General features: G+C 41.9%; 19 protein-coding genes and 1 other RNA gene. 11 read left to right on the top strand and 9 right to left on the bottom strand.

Annotated elements, in window-relative coordinates; translation table 11 throughout:
* Positions 1-207: 207 nt before the first annotated feature.
* The 6 genes from gcvT (at position 208) to L0P88_RS17310 (ending at position 4,761) form a co-directional block, all read left to right on the top strand.
* The gene (gcvT, locus tag L0P88_RS17335; RefSeq protein WP_247131176.1) at positions 208-1,296 is read left to right on the top strand and encodes a glycine cleavage system aminomethyltransferase GcvT; all 1,089 of its coding nucleotides are present in this window, start codon (positions 208-210) and stop codon (positions 1,294-1,296) included.
* The gene (locus L0P88_RS17330) at positions 1,297-2,208 is read left to right on the top strand and encodes a glutaminase (RefSeq protein ID WP_247131175.1); all 912 of its coding nucleotides are present in this window, start codon (positions 1,297-1,299) and stop codon (positions 2,206-2,208) included. It begins immediately after the preceding gene.
* On the top strand, positions 2,205-3,026 hold the full coding sequence (locus L0P88_RS17325) for a sugar nucleotide-binding protein (RefSeq protein ID WP_247131174.1): 822 nt from the start codon (positions 2,205-2,207) through the stop codon (positions 3,024-3,026). Before L0P88_RS17330 ends, L0P88_RS17325 begins: the two co-directional genes overlap by 4 nt.
* An 18-nt stretch (positions 3,027-3,044) precedes the next feature.
* Positions 3,045-3,332, top strand: a complete 288-nt coding sequence (locus L0P88_RS17320; protein WP_247131173.1) for a 4a-hydroxytetrahydrobiopterin dehydratase — start codon at positions 3,045-3,047, stop codon at positions 3,330-3,332.
* Positions 3,333-3,399: 67 nt separating this feature from the next.
* On the top strand, positions 3,400-4,110 hold the full coding sequence (locus tag L0P88_RS17315; protein WP_247131172.1) for a YebC/PmpR family DNA-binding transcriptional regulator: 711 nt from the start codon (positions 3,400-3,402) through the stop codon (positions 4,108-4,110).
* Positions 4,111-4,263: 153 nt separating this feature from the next.
* Positions 4,264-4,761 carry a hypothetical protein gene (locus L0P88_RS17310; RefSeq protein ID WP_247131171.1) on the top strand — a complete coding sequence of 166 codons (498 nt, stop codon included), beginning with the start codon at positions 4,264-4,266 and terminating at the stop codon, positions 4,759-4,761.
* Between the two features lie 93 nt (positions 4,762-4,854).
* Here the strand turns inward: L0P88_RS17310 and L0P88_RS17305 are convergent, their stop codons facing one another.
* The 6 genes from L0P88_RS17305 to L0P88_RS17280 are packed head-to-tail and all read right to left on the bottom strand — an operon-like array spanning position 4,855 to position 9,995.
* Positions 4,855-5,400, bottom strand: coding sequence for a 1-acyl-sn-glycerol-3-phosphate acyltransferase (locus tag L0P88_RS17305; protein WP_313791564.1), 546 nt, complete (start codon positions 5,398-5,400; stop codon positions 4,855-4,857).
* Complete coding sequence (locus tag L0P88_RS17300) at positions 5,401-6,492, bottom strand: iron-containing alcohol dehydrogenase family protein (protein ID WP_247131170.1); 1,092 nt, start codon at positions 6,490-6,492, stop codon at positions 5,401-5,403. It lies immediately after the preceding gene.
* Positions 6,493-6,530: 38 nt separating this feature from the next.
* A complete protein-coding gene (locus tag L0P88_RS17295) occupies positions 6,531-7,235 on the bottom strand; it encodes an HAD family hydrolase (protein WP_247131169.1) in 705 nt (234 codons plus the stop codon).
* On the bottom strand, positions 7,226-7,954 hold the full coding sequence (kdsB, locus tag L0P88_RS17290; protein WP_281499687.1) for a 3-deoxy-manno-octulosonate cytidylyltransferase: 729 nt from the start codon (positions 7,952-7,954) through the stop codon (positions 7,226-7,228). The genes L0P88_RS17295 and kdsB overlap by 10 nt, the downstream gene beginning before the upstream one ends.
* A 7-nt stretch (positions 7,955-7,961) precedes the next feature.
* Positions 7,962-8,531 (bottom strand): DUF4126 domain-containing protein, encoded by a 570-nt coding sequence (locus L0P88_RS17285; protein ID WP_158777133.1) that lies wholly within the window; start codon positions 8,529-8,531, stop codon positions 7,962-7,964.
* Between the two features lie 24 nt (positions 8,532-8,555).
* Positions 8,556-9,995 (bottom strand): ATP-dependent RecD-like DNA helicase, encoded by a 1,440-nt coding sequence (locus L0P88_RS17280; RefSeq protein ID WP_247131168.1) that lies wholly within the window; start codon positions 9,993-9,995, stop codon positions 8,556-8,558.
* A gap of 103 nt (positions 9,996-10,098) precedes the next feature.
* Here L0P88_RS17280 and L0P88_RS17275 point away from each other — a divergent pair, with 103 nt between their 5' ends.
* The 3 genes from L0P88_RS17275 to L0P88_RS17265 are packed head-to-tail and all read left to right on the top strand — an operon-like array spanning position 10,099 to position 12,097.
* Positions 10,099-10,746 (top strand): hypothetical protein, encoded by a 648-nt coding sequence (locus tag L0P88_RS17275; protein ID WP_247131167.1) that lies wholly within the window; start codon positions 10,099-10,101, stop codon positions 10,744-10,746.
* 3 nt (positions 10,747-10,749) lie between these two features.
* A complete protein-coding gene (locus tag L0P88_RS17270) occupies positions 10,750-11,556 on the top strand; it encodes a DUF3822 family protein (protein WP_281499743.1) in 807 nt (268 codons plus the stop codon).
* A 4-nt stretch (positions 11,557-11,560) separates the two neighbouring features.
* On the top strand, positions 11,561-12,097 hold the full coding sequence (locus tag L0P88_RS17265; RefSeq protein ID WP_247131165.1) for an RsmD family RNA methyltransferase: 537 nt from the start codon (positions 11,561-11,563) through the stop codon (positions 12,095-12,097).
* 39 nt (positions 12,098-12,136) lie between these two features.
* Here the strand turns inward: L0P88_RS17265 and rnpB are convergent.
* An RNA gene (rnpB, locus tag L0P88_RS17260) (RNase P RNA component class A) lies at positions 12,137-12,453 on the bottom strand.
* 110 nt (positions 12,454-12,563) lie between these two features.
* Here rnpB and dnaX point away from each other — a divergent pair.
* The gene (gene dnaX / locus L0P88_RS17255) at positions 12,564-14,279 is read left to right on the top strand and encodes a DNA polymerase III subunit gamma/tau (RefSeq protein WP_247131164.1); all 1,716 of its coding nucleotides are present in this window, start codon (positions 12,564-12,566) and stop codon (positions 14,277-14,279) included.
* Position 14,280: 1 nt separating this feature from the next.
* On the opposite strand, the gene L0P88_RS17250 is transcribed toward dnaX, so the two are convergent.
* Together L0P88_RS17250 and L0P88_RS17245 are read right to left on the bottom strand one after the other, a co-directional pair.
* A complete protein-coding gene (locus L0P88_RS17250; protein WP_247131163.1) occupies positions 14,281-14,634 on the bottom strand; it encodes a transmembrane 220 family protein in 354 nt (117 codons plus the stop codon).
* Between the two features lie 241 nt (positions 14,635-14,875).
* Entirely contained in the window at positions 14,876-15,232 is a 357-nt protein-coding gene (locus L0P88_RS17245; RefSeq protein ID WP_247131162.1) for a transmembrane 220 family protein, read from the bottom strand.
* A gap of 325 nt (positions 15,233-15,557) precedes the next feature.
* On the opposite strand from L0P88_RS17245, the gene L0P88_RS17240 reads away from it, so the two are divergent.
* On the top strand, positions 15,558-16,139 hold the full coding sequence (locus L0P88_RS17240) for a tRNA-(ms[2]io[6]A)-hydroxylase (RefSeq protein WP_247131161.1): 582 nt from the start codon (positions 15,558-15,560) through the stop codon (positions 16,137-16,139).
* Positions 16,140-16,142: the final 3 nt, after the last annotated feature.

Genomic DNA, 16,142 nt, shown 5'->3' with positions numbered 1-16,142 from the left:
CGCAGCGCCTGTTCAGGAATTTGTGATTGGAATTGTTACAGACCATTTTTGTGCGGAACGTGCAAAAAGGGACATAAGAAAACAATTGACAAATTCCTAGGCAGGCGCTAAATAAAAATAGCAACACCACTTTGTTAAAAACCAAGTGGTGAAATGTGCAGTACCATATAATTATTCGATATTTTTATCTGGAATTAAACAAAACGAATGAAGACTACTGCACTCACTGAGACCCATATTGCCCTTGGGGCCAAAATGGTGCCTTTTGCGGGATATAACATGCCCGTTTCCTATGAAGGTGTCAATAGTGAACATGAAACCGTACGTAATGGGGTTGGGGTTTTTGATGTATCCCATATGGGGGAGTTTTTAATTGAAGGTCCCCGGGCATTGGAACTGGTCCAAAAAGTGACCTCCAATGATGCTTCAAAATTGACGGTGGGAAAGGCACAATATAGCTGTATGCCCAACGAAACCGGTGGTATAGTGGATGACCTAATTGTATATCGCGTAAAAGAAGAGACCTATCTCTTGGTCGTAAATGCATCCAATATTGAAAAGGATTGGGCACATATCGCTAAGTATAATACGGGTAGTGGAGCTGAAATGAGAAACATTTCCGATAATTACTCCCTTTTGGCCATCCAAGGACCTAAAGCAGTGGAAGCCATGCAAGCCCTGTCCTCACACGATTTATCCGCCATTAAATTCTACAACTTTGTGGTGGGGGATTTTGCAGGAGTGGAACATGTGATTATTTCGGCTACAGGGTATACCGGATCTGGTGGTTTTGAAATCTATTGCAAGAATTCCGAAGTACAACAGATTTGGGATAAGGTTTTTGAGGCGGGGGAGCGATTCGGCATCAAACCCATTGGTTTGGCGGCAAGGGATACCCTACGTTTGGAAATGGGCTATTGCCTTTACGGAAACGATATCGACGATACTACCTCTCCTTTTGAAGCGGGATTGGGTTGGATTACCAAATTCACCAAGGAGTTTGTCAATTCCAAAGCACTGGAAGATGAGAAAAAAAGGACCCCGGAACGTAAATTAGTGGGTTTTGAACTGGATGAAAAAGGGATTCCAAGGAACGGTTATGATATTGTGGACAGTCAAGGCAAAAAGATAGGTGAGGTCACTTCCGGCACCATGTCCCCTTCTTTGGGCAAGGGAATTGGATTGGGATATGTACCCATGGTCCTTGCCGATGCGGGTAGTAAAATCCATATCCAAATACGGAAAAACAGGATTCCTGCCACCGTTGTAAAACCTCCCTTTTACAAAGCTACCTAAATGCCGTACCAAAAAATTCTGGATACCATTTCATCAGAAGCTTCCAAAAGTAAAGAGCGTGGTGAAGTGGCAAACTACATTCCGGAATTGTCAAAAATCAGTGACCAAAAATTTGGGATTGCCTTATTGGATGAACAGGGACACCTCTTTGAATCCGGGGACACCCATGAACAATTTTCCATACAAAGCATTTCCAAAGTACTTGCGCTCTCCTTGGCATTTCGGCTGTTGGGAGATGAGGTATGGAAACGCGTTGATGTGGAGCCTTCCGGTGATCCGTTCAATCATCTTTCCCTATTGGAACAGGAAAATGGGATTCCTAGAAACCCGTTGATCAATGCCGGTGCCATAGTAGTATCGGATATTTTGGTATCACAATTGCAACATCCCAAAAAGGAGTTCCTGCAGTATGTAAGAAAAATTGCAAATGACCCAAGTATAGCCTATGATGAACAGGTGGCAAAGTCCGAAAAACGGACCGGTTTTAAGAATTATGCCGCCGCCTATCTCATTAAATCGTATGGAAACCTGGAAAATGATGTGGAAGAAGTTTTGGATTTCTACTTTTACCAGTGCGCGTTGAGCATGTCCTGCCAGCAATTGGTAAAAGTGTTTTATATATTCGCTAACCGCGGAAAATGCCTACAAAACAATCCTTATTTGAGTTTGGCCCAGGTAAAACGCATTAATGCGTTAATGCTCACCTGTGGGTTTTATGATGAAGCTGGTGAGTTTGCATTTGAAGTAGGCCTACCCGGAAAAAGTGGGGTTGGGGGAGGAATTGTAGCACTTTTGCCCGAGAAATTCTGTGTGGCCACCTGGTCACCGGGATTGAATACAAAGGGAAATTCAAAACTTGGAATGGAAGCCTTGGAAAAATTCACGACTAAAACAGGATTATCCATATTTTGAAGAAAAACAAGATTCTTATCCTAGGGGCAAGTGGATTCATAGGAAATGCCATTTATAAGGAACTGTGCAATTATTTTGACACCTATGGCACTTATTGTTCCAATACGGCTTTTACGGCCAACAGTCAGTTCTTCAAGTACGATTTAAATGAAGATGACATTTATCGGGTGGTGGAAAGGATTCGACCAGATGTTATCATTTCTTCGTTGAGAGGGAATTTTTCAGGTCAAATTCAAGCGCACATCCATTTAATGGAATACCTGGCAAAAAATAAATGTCGCCTTTATTTTCTCTCTTCGGCCAATGTATTTGACGCCTACAGTAAATATCCTTCCTATGAGTTCGACAAAACCCTATCGGAAAGTATCTATGGAAAACTGAAAATCAGGATTGAGAATATGATGCTTCGGATGCCCGAAGAAAAAATAGGAATCCTACGCGTGCCCATGGTATTTGGAAATGCATCCCCACGTCTCAAGGAAATCAAAACCCTTTTGGATGCCAATGAACCCATAGAAGTATTTCCTAACCTCATCATCAATGTGACCACCGATGACCGCCTTACCCAACAAATCCATTACCTGATCAACAGAAACAAAAAGGGGATTTACCATTTGGGCAGTACGGATTTGGTACATCATGAAGATTTTATAAAGGAAGTAATCAAAAGGATTGGAAATTATCATCCTGTTCTTAAAAAGGTGTTCACTACCAATGACGACAGATATCTTGCAGCACTTCCCAAATCCAACACACTTCCCAAAAACCTAAGGTTTTCATATCAGGAAGTGATAGACCATCACCTATCCGTGGAATGAATTCCTTAAATTTAGTTCATGGAAAAACTTAATGAACAACAAATCATTTCTGCACTTGCAGCCTTAAAGGGATGGGAACTGGATAACGGTTTTATAGTCAAATCCTTTAAGTTTAAAGATTTCAAGGAAGCTTTTGGTTTCATGGTCCGCGTGGCTTTTGAATGTGAGGCCCAGAATCACCATCCCAACTGGGAAAACGTTTACAATTCCCTTACCATTCGTTTAAATACCCATGATGCGGATGGCATTACCACAAACGATATTGAATTGGCCACGACCATTGAACAAATTCTAAAGGAGTACTAACAAATTGCGTGGCAAAGTTGGGTTTTGTTAAATTTGACCAGGAACTCATTTAAAATCGAATTGGGATATGGGTAGAGCTTTTGAGTTTAGAAAAGCACGAAAAATGAAGCGTTGGGCCGCCATGTCCAAGGCATTTACCAGAATTGGGAAAGATATTGTAATGGCAGTGAAGGAAGGGGGTCCCGATCCAGATGCCAATTCCCGGCTAAGGGCGGTGATTCAAAATGCCAAGGCTGTAAATATGCCCAAGGATAATATTGAACGGGCCATTAAACGCGCCTCCGATAAATCCCAGGGCGGTTATAAGGAAGTCCTTTTTGAAGGGTATGCCCCCCATGGTATCGCCATCCTCATCGAAACCGCAACGGACAACAATACCAGGACCGTGGCCAATATCCGAAGCTATTTTAATAAGTGCAATGGAAGTTTGGGTACCTCCGGTTCGGTTGAATTTATGTTTGACCATAGCTGTAATTTTAGAATTAATGGTGATGGAATTGACCCGGAGGAACTGGAATTGGAAATGATAGATTTTGGGGCCGAAGAGGTATTTGTAGATGATGACGGTCTATTGATCTATGCCCCTTTTGAAAGTTTTGGCGATATCCAAAAGGAATTGGAAGCCCGCGAAATAGAAATCCTATCCTCTGGTTTTGAACGCATTCCCCAAGTGACCAAGGAACTCAATGCAGAACAGGTGGCCGATGTAGAGAAGTTACTGGAGAAAATTGAGGAAGACGACGATGTGCAGAACGTATATCATACGATGAAGGAATGATTTTTTGAGACCAAAATGTGGTGTGTATTTCTCCTTTGAATAGTGTTGAACAGGTGGTTTCCTTCCCTTGTTGAATAGCTATTTTGAAAAATAATTCCACCATTCCCTGTAATCAATGGCACTTGCCTCCCGACTAAGCACAAAAGGACATCTATGTATCGCATAATGCTGGTAATTCTGTTGCTATGTTCACTTTTTGAGGTATCTGCCCAAGGGATGACCTCGGAAAAACTGTTGCACATTATCCAAGCAGAGGCAGATACGGTCAGTGTTCAGGGAAATTCCATTCGATTCTTATTTAATGATGCCATGCTTGTTTGTATTTATGATGAGGGCGCCAATCGTATGCGTATCATTTCACCGATTGTGGAACGGGAGAAACTTGGGGAGGAAGAGCTGCTAAATGCCCTGGTTGCCAATTTTCATTCCGTATTGGATGTGAAATATGCGTTGAGTGATGAGGTAATTTGGTCCGTTTACGCCCATCCCCTCAAAGAATTGAACGAAGCCCAGGTCATAGATGCCATTCAACAAGTCTATGCGGCCGCAATTACATTTGGTAAAAGCTATTCGAGCACCAATTTGGTTTTTCCGGGAAACACGGAAAAAAAGGAAAAGCCGAAAGCACCCAAGATTTTAAAAAAGACGTAGTGTTAAGGTTGATGGTTGATGGTTGATGGTTGATGGTTGATGGTTGATGGTTGATGGTTGATGGTTGATGGTTGATGGATGGAAGTTAAAAGATTATCCAAAACTGTATTCCGGAATTTTTCCTTTTACCCCTTTGAAAAATTCCCGCACCTTCCTAAAGTCTTTGTTGATATCGTCACTGGTCCATAGCGGCTCTGATATTTTCACCTGTTTTTTTCCAAAATCGAAGGCAACCATAACAATGGGAACATTGCTTTTTTTAGCGATATAGTAAAACCCTGTTTTTAACGCACTTACTTTTTTTCGGGTACCTTCTGGCGCCAACGCAAATCGGAAAACCTCCCTTTCTGCAAAAACCTGGCCCACGGCATCCACCATATTTTGATTCTTGGAGCGATCTACCGGGGTCCCTCCCAACCATCTAAAAAACCAACCGTAAGGGGCTTTGAACAATCCTTTTTTTCCAACATAGTGAATTTCCTTGTTCACCACCTTACGGACAATTACCCCCAATGGGAAGTCCAACCAATGGGTGTGGGGAATGACAATGACAACGCACTTGTCCAGGTTGGGAAAAGTTCCTTCCAACTTCCATTTCATCACCTTAAAAAAGATGAACTTAGCGATAAGGTGCAGCATCTAAATCTTTTGGTAAATGGAAAGTAAACCATCCATATCAATATGTTTTTTCCAATCCCTCCCCAGGGCATTTTCCCAAAGGGGCTCCATGGACAGGGAAATTTGTGCCATGAGCTCCAAATCGGAAGAGGTAAGGCCGGCGCATACATTTTTTGGAAGCTGAATCCCATGTTTTTCCTTCATCTTATTGAACAGCTCCACTCCTTTGGGATAATACCTATCCAAATGTTGGAACACCAGACAATTGCCTATACCGTGTTTGGTTCCCAGAAGGTAGGAAAGTCCATAACTCATGGCATGGGCTATCCCCACTTGGGAATACGCAATACTCATGCCTCCATGCCAGGAAGCCATCATTAATTTGTCTTCGGATTCTTTTTGGGGCAGGTCCCCTAAAAACACTTCTTTGCATAAACTCAACGCCTTTTCCCCATAACTCTGGCTAAAGGCATTTAAATAGGTTCCATTGAGCGATTCAATGCAATGGATAAAGCAATCCATCCCAGTGTAAAACCATTGTTCTTTTGGTACCGTGGACAACAGATCCGAATCCAACACTACTTGATCGTAAGTCGTATAATCCGAATTTATGCCCAATTTTTTTTCTGGCCCCAATAAAACTGTAGTTCTGGAAACCTCTGCCCCCGTTCCACTTATAGTAGGAATCCCAACATGGTACAATGCAGGCTTTTTGACCAAGTCCCATCCCTGGTAATTGGACGAAGGGCCGGGGTTGTTCATCATAATGGCCACTGCTTTGGCCAAATCCAAAAGTGTCCCACCTCCGATCCCAACAATTCCCGAAGGCATTTCCTCAAAATCATTTTTTATTTTTTTGACCAGGGCATCAACCTGTTGCGTTTTTGGTTCCTCATCTGCGGAAATGAAGATGATTTGATCATTAAAAAGCCAGGGGATACGCTGTTCCAATGCCGAACCTTCAAAAAAATCATCCACTAAAAAAATAAAGGGAGCCTCAGCGTTTCTTCGTTTCGGCAGTAAAATATCTGCGAGCTGTCCAAAACTTCCCCTTCCATAAACCACCCTTGGAACCATAGGGAAGTTCTTGTAAGACGTTTTTGGTCTTTGCATAGGGGCTTTGGTTTGCATTTGTTTTTGTTCCTTCATCACTACTCTAAATACTTCAAAACATCCCTAATGGAATTTAGCTTTAAATGATTGTTGGTTCGCTCTTCTTCCTCCGATACCAATTCATGGGCCCAAGTGGTATGAAATGGAACATGAACTGCATTTCCTCCCAAATTCAAGATAGGGATAACATCGGACTTCAAGGAGTTTCCAATCATTAAAAAGGACTCAATGGGAATTTCCAAATGTTCCAAAAGGTTTTTATAATTCGCTTCCTTCTTATCGCTCAGCACTTCCACATGATGGAAATAACGGGAAAGTCCGGACCTTTCCAATTTACGCTCCTGGTCCAATAAATCCCCCTTGGTCAGGACAATTAAACGGTATTTTTTTTCCAGGGCCTGCAGTACCTCCTCCACACCATCCAAAAGCTCCACGGGATGTGCAATCATGTTTTTACCTAAACCTATGATGTCCGAAATGGTATGCTGGGCTATGGAACCGTTGGATAAATCCAAGGCGGATTCTATCATGGATAGCATAAACCCTTTTATGCCATACCCATAAAGATCCAGATTCTTCATTTCCATCTTAAAAAGCTCCTGGTCTATTTTATTCTTGGTTTCGTATCCCTCCAAAAGTTCAGCAAACCGCTCTTCCGTTTCCCTGAAATAGGTCTCATTGACCCAGAGCGTATCATCTGCATCAAAACCGATTACCTTAATGTTTTCAAAACCTACTTCCATTCCTTACGTGCTCTTTCCAAATCCTCCGGGGTATCTATCTCAACACCGGTTACATTGGTTTCAACCATTTTTATTTTTTTCCCATACTCCAAAAACCGAATGGCCTCAATTTTTTCCGTGGCTTCCAACGTCAACATGGGCAACTTCTTAAAATCCAATAGGGCGCGCTTTCTAAAGGCATAAATTCCCTTGTGTTTAAAATATGGGGTATTCAACTCCTTATTCCGAGGGTACGGTATGGGTGACCTCGAAAAATAAAGGGCAAAATTGTTGTTGTCCACAATTACTTTTACCGTATTGGGATTGGAAATTTCATCCCAATCCGTGATTGGTGTCATCAAGGAGGCCAAATCTATTTCCTGGCCTGCATCCTCATGAAAAACCTGGATTACCTTAGTTAAACTTTCCCTATCTATAAAAGGTTCATCCCCCTGAACATTTACCACCACATCAACCTCCAAATCGGTTACCGCCTCAGCAATTCGGTCACTTCCACTTTGATGTTCCTCTTTACTCATTATCACCTGGCCTCCATTGGCTTTGATCAAATCATGGATTGCGCGGCTGTCCGTAACTACATATACCTTACTGAACAGCTTGGTCCCAACGGCCGCCTCATAGGTCCTTAAAATCACCGGTTTGCCGCCCAAATCCTGCATTAATTTTGCAGGAAATCGGGATGCTTGGTAACGTGCAGGTATCATGGAAATGATGTTCATACGGAAATCAGTTTTTGATTTTTGGACGCAACTTTCTGTATATCCTAAAAATAATGACCAAAATGATGATGACCAATATGGCCGCACCTACGGGAAAGAAAATGGAAGCTGTGGACACAACCGCCGCCGTACCGGTTTCCAAAGTGGAAACAATTGGATTGGCCACACCTCCCGTAGTGGCCGTAGAGGTCAATCTGCCCGTTGCATTGGCACCTTTAATGGCCGAAGCCGTACCACCACCGGCGATTATTGCCAAGGACCAGGTCACAACGGGATCCAAATTTGCCACGGTTGAAACCATCACCGCCGTTCCCGCTATGGCCGCCAAGGGCAGTGCTATGGTATCCAAAGCGTTGTCCACCCATGGAATGAAGTACGCAAATATTTCCACCACTGTGGCAATTCCAAGGGTAAGAACTGCGGCAAAGCTACCAATCCATTCCCAATTATCATTCAAATCCCAAACCCCAAAATAGGCTGCCAAACTTAAGGCGAACAGGGGTAAAAAGACACGAAAACCAGCAGAGGCCGCAAGTCCCACTCCTAAAAAAATACTAATTACAGTCTCTGGTGTCATGGCACGCGTTTATGGCAATATAGCTCATTCCTTATCAACAAAAAAATCATCCTTGAAACCTATGAGATAAAGGTTTTCCCTTGCCCGGGTTACCGCAGTGTACAGCCAACGCAGATATTCCTTATTCATGCCATTTGGAAGGTAAGGTTGTTCAACAAAAACAGTATTCCACTGGCCTCCCTGGGATTTATGACAAGTAATGGCATACGAAAATTTAACCTGTAGGGCATTAAAAAATGAATTGTTCTTGACCCCCATAAACTGTCTGTATTTTGACTTTTCATGGACATAGTCCTTTAGTACTTCTTGATATAACCGGTTTCCTTCCTCGTAGGGAAGTGAAGGGGTTTCGGCGGTAATGGTATCCAAGAGGAGTACGGTTTCAAAGGGTCTTTGATTGGGATAATCCACCATTTGGACCTTGACTTCGGCAAAACGGAAGCCGTACAGTTCCTTAATGGCAAATAGTTCCAGAATTTCAATAATATCCCCGTTTGCAATAAACCCGGCTTCCGAGCTGGGCTTTAACCAGAAATAATTGTTTTTCACTACCATCATAAAATCTCCGACCGCAATATCATTTTCCAGGAATAGAATTCGTTCCCTAATATTTTTGTTGTATAGATTGGCCCTTTTGTTTGAGCGAACGATAAAAGCGGTTTCCTCCTTACCATGTTGCGCATAGGCGTTGTCTATGGCCTCTTGCACTTCATGCCCATCCCTTAATCTGCGGATGTCCTTAAATCCCTGTAATGAAAATTGAAACCCCTCATAATAACTTGACTGCAGTTGTTGCCTCAAGTTGGTGGCATTGAATAAAATCCCAGAGCTTTCACTTTGGCGCATCACCTCGTCCAATTCCACATTTATGACAGACTTATTATAGTTCAGTTCCATTCGTTGCTCCTCAAGGGCCGGGCTTAAATCCAATTTTACGGGAGGTAATTGGGCAGTATCCCCAATCAACACCAACTTACAATTGTGTCCTGAATAGACATAATAAATCAAATCATCCAAGAGGGAACCATTCCCAAAAAGTTTGGAATCTGCCGGAGTGTCCGGAATCATTGAGGCTTCATCCACAATAAATAAGGTGTTCCTATGTTTGTTCGGGGCCAATACAAATTGGACCCCTCCCCCGGATTGTTTTTTGGGAAAATATATCTTTTTATGAATGGTAAACGCCTGTGTACCGGCATAATTGGAAATTACCTTGGCGGCCCGCCCCGTAGGTGCGAGTAAAACGGCCTTCATTTTGGTGTGCCACAGATACTTTACCAAACTACCCACAATAGTCGTTTTGCCGGTCCCCGCATATCCCTTTAACAAAAAGAGTTCTTCACTTTCCTTTGAGAAAATAAAGTCGGAAATACGGCTTAACGTAAGTTCCTGCAACAAGGTGGGTCGATGCGGGAATTTTTCCGTTAGAATTTTTTGAAAAGCCTTGGAAGTTAGGGTGCTCATGGACTTTCAAAGATAGGTATCATTTTTACTGGGAAAACTTTCGGGATTCAAAAAAAATTGTAGATTTGCTTGTAACCACTAAATCTAAATTAACTCAGAAAAAATGAAAACCATCTTACAAATAGTTTTATGGATTGTTTGCTGCGGTCTGGCCTATATGATTTATCAATCCGTAAATGGTCCCATAGAGTTTAAACAAGTACGTAAAGAACGTTTTCAGTCTGTAATTGACAAACTAAAGGATATTCGTGATTCCCAAGAAGCCTACAAATCCGTTAATGGTACGTATGCAGGGAATTTTGAAAGTTTGGTCAAATTTGTGGATACCGGAAGTTATACCATCACCCAACAACGGGATTCGTCTTTTATGCGATATGATAAGGTTTACCAAATTGAACTTCAAGTGGATACTGTTGTCATAGACACGCTTGGCTTTGTTAAGGTAAAGGATTCCCTCTTCAAAAACAGTGACAGCTACAAAACCATGATGGAAGTACCCTATGCGCAGAATGGGGAAAAATTTGAACTGAAAGCCGATATTATTGAGAAAAGTGGCTACAAGGCCCCTGTATTTGAGGCTAAGGTGAAGAAGGATGTCATATTGTATGATCAACCCAAGGATTTGTTGGCCCAGGAAAATGCAAGAAACAGTGTGGAAGAAGTAAATGGGGACCATCTTAAGGTAGGTTCCCTTGTAGATGTCAGTACCAATGGAAATTGGCCGCCCATCTACGACAGAAAAAACGAATAAACTATCGAGGCGAAGACACATACGCATCCTTTTAAAAAATTGTCCATTCAGGTTAGCCTGGATGGACTTTCTTTTTGTACCATAGATACCATTGCCAATAAGGTATTGCTATCGGACCATGTGGCCTTCAAGACAAAATCGACCCCCTATTTACTTCTTAAGGAGCTCAAAACCCTTGTTGCCAAGTATAAACTGATCGATGAGACCTATGAAGAGGTCATGGCCATCCATAAGAACAATATGTTCTGTTTGGTGCCCGAAGCCTTATTTGATAAAGAAGAGCTTCCCAATTATCTCAAGTTCAACACCAAGATTCTGGCCAACGACCAAATTGTCCATGACAAAATTCCCAACCAAGATATGGTATGTGTCTATGTGCCCTTTACCAATGTAAACAACTATCTGTTCGACTGTTTTGGGGAATTTGAATTTAAGCACAACAGTTTGGCCATTCTGCAAACACTTTTTCATCAAAAAAGCAATAAAACGGTGTGTTATGTACATGTGGGTACACGTACTATGGAACTCGCAGTGATGGAACAGCGTAAACTGCTACTTTACAACCAATTTGAATACAAGACCAAAGAGGACTTCCTCTATTATGTCCTATTTACCTACGAACAGCTTGGATTGTCTGCGGAAGAGGTAAAGTTAAAACTGTTTGGGGCTATAGAAGAGGATGACCAATACTTCAAAATTTGCTACGATTATTTAAAAAAAGTCTCGGTTTTTGTTCCAAAACAAAGCAATCAAAGTCTGGAAGAAATAGGTGACAACACCATTGATTTGACCTTGCTGGGCAATCTATAGGGTTATGCGCATAATTTCGGGAAAATACAAAGGAAAACGTATCACGGCCCCAAAGAAATTACCGGTACGCCCAACCACCGATATGGCAAAAGAAGGGCTCTTTAACATTCTCAACAACCGTTATATTTTGGAAGAGGTTTCCGTTTTGGATCTTTTTTCCGGTACTGGAAATATCAGTTATGAATTTGCTTCAAGGGGGTGTGAAACCATTGTTGCTGTGGATGCCCACCCACGCTGTGTCCAGTTTATAGGGAAAACGGCCAAAGCACTGGCTTTTCCCATTACCGTTTTTAAATCCGATGTGTTTACATTTTTGGAACGGCACAAAGTCCAGTACGATATCATTTTTGCGGACCCTCCCTACGATGCTGTGGAAAATGAGTTTTTGAAATTGCCGCATTTGGTCCTAAAAAATGGATTGTTGAAAGAAGGTGGGGTTTTAATCGTGGAACATTCACCCCAGACCCATTTTGAGGACCATCCCAATTTTCGGGAAAAAAGAAAATACGGAAGTTCCATATTCAGTTTTTTTGCACCTTAAAAGAAAAAAGGCCCAATGCAATGAATTGGGCCCTTTGCTATTAAAAAGTAGGCTATAAGCCGGATTCTGTAACCGCCAAAACGGCCCTTACCATTTATCTAGGTTCATGATTGCCCATAAACTCCATCCGCCTACCCTCCAACTAGGGCGTGCAACCCCAAAATGTTGGTATACATGGCGTTTCACCACATAGAGTTTACCTGATTTCACTACAGCCTAACTGTACTTGCTTTCTGTTGCACTGGTCCTCACCTTTAGGTGGACGGGCGTTACCCGCTATGTTGCACTATGGTGTCCGGACTTTCCTCCTCACACCGAAACAAGTTCGGCACGCGGCGGTAAGGTTGCCTACACTTGGCAAAATTACACCAATTGTTAATAAAAAACGGAACATGACCAATTCCTCCAAATCGTATGCCTTGAGCTATTTTTTATATTTGTTATTGGTCTCGGTCATACGCATCATATGGAGCCTTTTATTGTATCTGCCCGAAAATATCGCCCCCAAACGTTTAAGGACGTTGTTGGGCAGAAAGCCATTACGGATACCCTGGAAAACGCCATAGCCCATAACCATTTGGCACAAGCATTGCTGTTTTGTGGTCCAAGGGGGGTTGGTAAAACCACGTGTGCCAGGATTTTGGCAAAAAAGATAAATCAAGATGGGACCGAACGGGAAGAAGAAGACTTTGCCTTCAATATTTTTGAATTGGACGCTGCCTCCAACAACTCCGTTGATGACATCCGCAGCCTAATAGACCAAGTACGTATTCCTCCACAAGTAGGCAAATATAAGGTCTATATCATCGATGAGGTGCACATGTTGTCCCAATCCGCATTCAATGCCTTTTTAAAAACGTTGGAAGAACCTCCGAAACACGCCATTTTTATACTGGCCACCACGGAAAAACACAAAATTATCCCTACCATACTCTCCCGATGTCAAATTTTTGATTTTAAACGAATCACGGTAAAGGATGCTGCGGAGTATTTAAAGGTCATCGCCAAGGAACAAAACATCGATGCCGAAGATGATGCGCTGCACATCATTGCGCAAAAGGCCGATGGAGCCATGCGTGATGCCCTTTCCATTTTCGATAGGGTGGTCAGTTTTTCGGGTAAGGAATTAACACGAAAAGCCGTTACCGAAAACTTGAATGTCCTCGACTATGACACATTTTTGACGGCGACCAATCTCATACTGGAAAACAACATTCCCGAATTGTTGTTGCTTTTCAATAAGACACTTTCCCTTGGTTTTGATGGGCACCATTTTATCACCGGACTCGCATCACATTTTAGGGATCTTATGGTCTGCCAACAACCCGAAACCCATGTTTTATTGGAAGTTGGGGAAGGTGCCAAAGCAAAGTATTCGGAACAGTCCAAAAAAACACCAAAAGAGTTCCTGCTAAAGGCAATTGAGATTTCCAATCAAAGCGATTTAAACTATAAAGCCAGTAAAAATCAACGACTATTGATTGAGTTGACCTTAATGAAATTGGCGTCACTTTCGTTTTCCCACGAAAAAAAAAAGGATGATTTTCTAATTCCTGCCACGTATTTCAGGAATAGGGATTTTGAGAAGACCAATGACTATTCCATTGTGGAGGAAACCAGTAATGATGAAGTCGCTCCCCCAATAAAAACCACCACCGAACCAAAGGAGAGTGCCGAACAACCCAAAGCGGTTCCCAAATCCATTGAACTAAAGAATCTCCCCAAAAGGGTCTCCGGTTTATCGCTTTCCAGTCTTAAGGCCAAAAAGGAACATGAGGCCATCAAAAATCCTCAAGTTTCCGAAGAGGATTTACCCATTAAGCCATTTACCGAAGAGGATATGCAAACACACTGGAACGCGTATATCCAAAAAATAGAGAAGCAGGGAAAAAAGATTTTGGCGAGCAGTCTTCACAGTGATGTACCCCGACTTAAAAATAGTACCACCATCTGGCTGGAGTTTCCGAATTCCACGATGAAAAAAGAGGTGGAACGCGAACAAGGACCCTTATTGGATTACCTCAAGGAAAAACTACAGAATTATTCCATAGAAATCCAGATATCCGTAAATGAGGAGAGTGCCAAAAAATATGCTTTTACCCCTGAGGAGAAATATCAAAAACTAAAGGAAAAGAACCCTGCCATTGAATTCCTTAGAAAGGAATTTGATCTGGATTTTTAATCTAATCTTTTTTCCCCTTTCCAATCAACAAAGCGTAAATACCCATTATTCCTGCAGAAATCAATAAGCCCAAGGCTTCCCTGCCCTTCTCTATGGCATCGATATTTCCCTCTCCTATAACTACGCCTTCAAACTTTTCCGGCCAATTTATGATAGAAAAAACGATATAGAAACCGGAAAGCAAAACTGCCCATCGGAGTTTTAACCTGCCCAGGCCAAACAGTAGGGAGGCAAAGGCTCCAATACCATAAGCCAGATACCATGTTACGGCATCCGGATCATTGTATTGCAAAAATACCGCACATAAAAAAAGTACCATGAATAGGAAACCCAGGAATCTAAAGCTATTTGGCATTGCGTTTTTTTTTGATTTGTCCTTCTAAAATAATGTGAGTTCGATATAAGAAAATTACGTCATTTTGAGTGTTTTTGCGACAGCAAAAATGTATCGAAAAACCTGCCTGCCGGCTGCAGGGCAGGCAGGCAAGTAATTTTCTTGCAAAATCCTAATTTCGATACAATTTTTCTTCATTTCATTGCGAAAAACCACTCAATTTGACGGATTTTGATTGATAAAAAATGATATCGGACCCATGTTAATCCAATCTTTTCTTCTTTCCGATCAACAAAGCGTAAATACCCATTATTCCGGCAGAAATCAATAAGCCCAAGGCTTCCCTGCCCTTCTCTATGGCATCGATATTTCCCTCTCCTATAACTACGCCTTCAAACTTTTCCGGCCAATTTATGATAGAAAAAACGATATAGAAACCGGAAAGCAAAACTGCCCATCGGAGTTTTAACCTGCCCAGGCCAAACAGTAGGGAGGCAAAGGCTCCAATACCATAAGCCAGATACCATGTTACGGCATCCGGATCATTGTATTGCAAAAATACCGCACATAAAAAAAGTACCATGAATAGGAAACCCAGGAATCTAAAGCTATTTGGCATTGCGTTTATTTTGATTTGTCCTTCTAAAATAATGTGAGTTCGATATAAGAAAATTACGTCATTTTGAGTGTTTTTGCGACAGCAAAAATGTATCGAAAAACCTGCCTGCCGGCTGCAGGGCAGGCAGGCAAGTAATTTTCTTGCAAAATCCTAATTTCGATACAATTTTTCTTCATTTCATTGCGAAAAACCACTCAATTTGACGGATTTTGGTTGATAAAAATTGTATCGAACCCACGTTAAAATAGGAATTACTTCAATAGGCAATGATCAATGGTTGTAATCCAAATGAGGAAGACCTACCTTTATCAAAATTTATTCTTTTATGCTCGGATTAAAACTGCCCACCGACCCTAGATGGGTAAACATTGTTGAAAAAAACATTGAGGAAATTCTAACGGACCACGCCTATTGCGAGCAAAAAGCAGCAAGTACGGCAATATCGCTCATCATTGGTTTTCCGGAAAAATCCGAATTGGTCAAAGAAATGATTGCCCTTTCCCGTGAAGAAATGGGGCATTTTAATATGGTGCATGAAAAAATTTTAGCGCGAGGATGGACTTTGGGTAGGGAACGTAAGGATGAATACGTCATAGAACTGATGAAGTTTTTCCCCAAGGGCGGAAGCAGGGAGACCCATTTGGTACATAAACTGTTATATGCGGCCCTTATTGAAGCACGGAGCTGTGAACGCTTTAGATTGTTGTCCGAACATATTGCCGATAGCGATTTGGCGGAATTTTACAAAAAACTAATGGTAAGCGAGGCCAATCACTATACCATGTTCTTAAAGTTTGCCCGCAAATATGGGGACCGTAAAGTGGTTGATGAAAAATGGCAGTCCCTGTTGGACCATGAAGCCGAGATTATGAAAAATCTTGGTAAAAAGGAAACCATGCACGGGTAATAT

Origin of the sequence: Muricauda sp. SCSIO 64092 (assembly GCF_023016285.1) — a bacterium.
In the GTDB taxonomy this organism is placed as follows: domain Bacteria; phylum Bacteroidota; class Bacteroidia; order Flavobacteriales; family Flavobacteriaceae; genus Croceivirga.
This window is presented reverse-complemented; position numbering and strand designations above follow the sequence as displayed.

Coding starts and splice junctions, on each gene's coding strand:
- gcvT (WP_247131176.1), top strand. CDS start 208: ATGAAGACTACTGCACTCACTGAGACCCATATTGCCCTTGGGGCCAAA.
- L0P88_RS17330 (WP_247131175.1), top strand. CDS start 1,297: ATGCCGTACCAAAAAATTCTGGATACCATTTCATCAGAAGCTTCCAAA.
- L0P88_RS17320 (WP_247131173.1), top strand. CDS start 3,045: ATGGAAAAACTTAATGAACAACAAATCATTTCTGCACTTGCAGCCTTA.
- L0P88_RS17315 (WP_247131172.1), top strand. CDS start 3,400: ATGGGTAGAGCTTTTGAGTTTAGAAAAGCACGAAAAATGAAGCGTTGG.
- L0P88_RS17310 (WP_247131171.1), top strand. CDS start 4,264: ATGTATCGCATAATGCTGGTAATTCTGTTGCTATGTTCACTTTTTGAG.
- L0P88_RS17305 (WP_313791564.1), bottom strand. CDS start 5,400: ATGCTGCACCTTATCGCTAAGTTCATCTTTTTTAAGGTGATGAAATGG.
- L0P88_RS17300 (WP_247131170.1), bottom strand. CDS start 6,492: ATGCAAAGACCAAAAACGTCTTACAAGAACTTCCCTATGGTTCCAAGG.
- L0P88_RS17295 (WP_247131169.1), bottom strand. CDS start 7,235: ATGGAAGTAGGTTTTGAAAACATTAAGGTAATCGGTTTTGATGCAGAT.
- kdsB (WP_281499687.1), bottom strand. CDS start 7,954: ATGAACATCATTTCCATGATACCTGCACGTTACCAAGCATCCCGATTT.
- L0P88_RS17285 (WP_158777133.1), bottom strand. CDS start 8,531: ATGACACCAGAGACTGTAATTAGTATTTTTTTAGGAGTGGGACTTGCG.
- L0P88_RS17280 (WP_247131168.1), bottom strand. CDS start 9,995: ATGAGCACCCTAACTTCCAAGGCTTTTCAAAAAATTCTAACGGAAAAA.
- L0P88_RS17275 (WP_247131167.1), top strand. CDS start 10,099: ATGAAAACCATCTTACAAATAGTTTTATGGATTGTTTGCTGCGGTCTG.
- L0P88_RS17265 (WP_247131165.1), top strand. CDS start 11,561: ATGCGCATAATTTCGGGAAAATACAAAGGAAAACGTATCACGGCCCCA.
- dnaX (WP_247131164.1), top strand. CDS start 12,564: ATGGAGCCTTTTATTGTATCTGCCCGAAAATATCGCCCCCAAACGTTT.
- L0P88_RS17250 (WP_247131163.1), bottom strand. CDS start 14,634: ATGCCAAATAGCTTTAGATTCCTGGGTTTCCTATTCATGGTACTTTTT.
- L0P88_RS17245 (WP_247131162.1), bottom strand. CDS start 15,232: ATGCCAAATAGCTTTAGATTCCTGGGTTTCCTATTCATGGTACTTTTT.
- L0P88_RS17240 (WP_247131161.1), top strand. CDS start 15,558: ATGCTCGGATTAAAACTGCCCACCGACCCTAGATGGGTAAACATTGTT.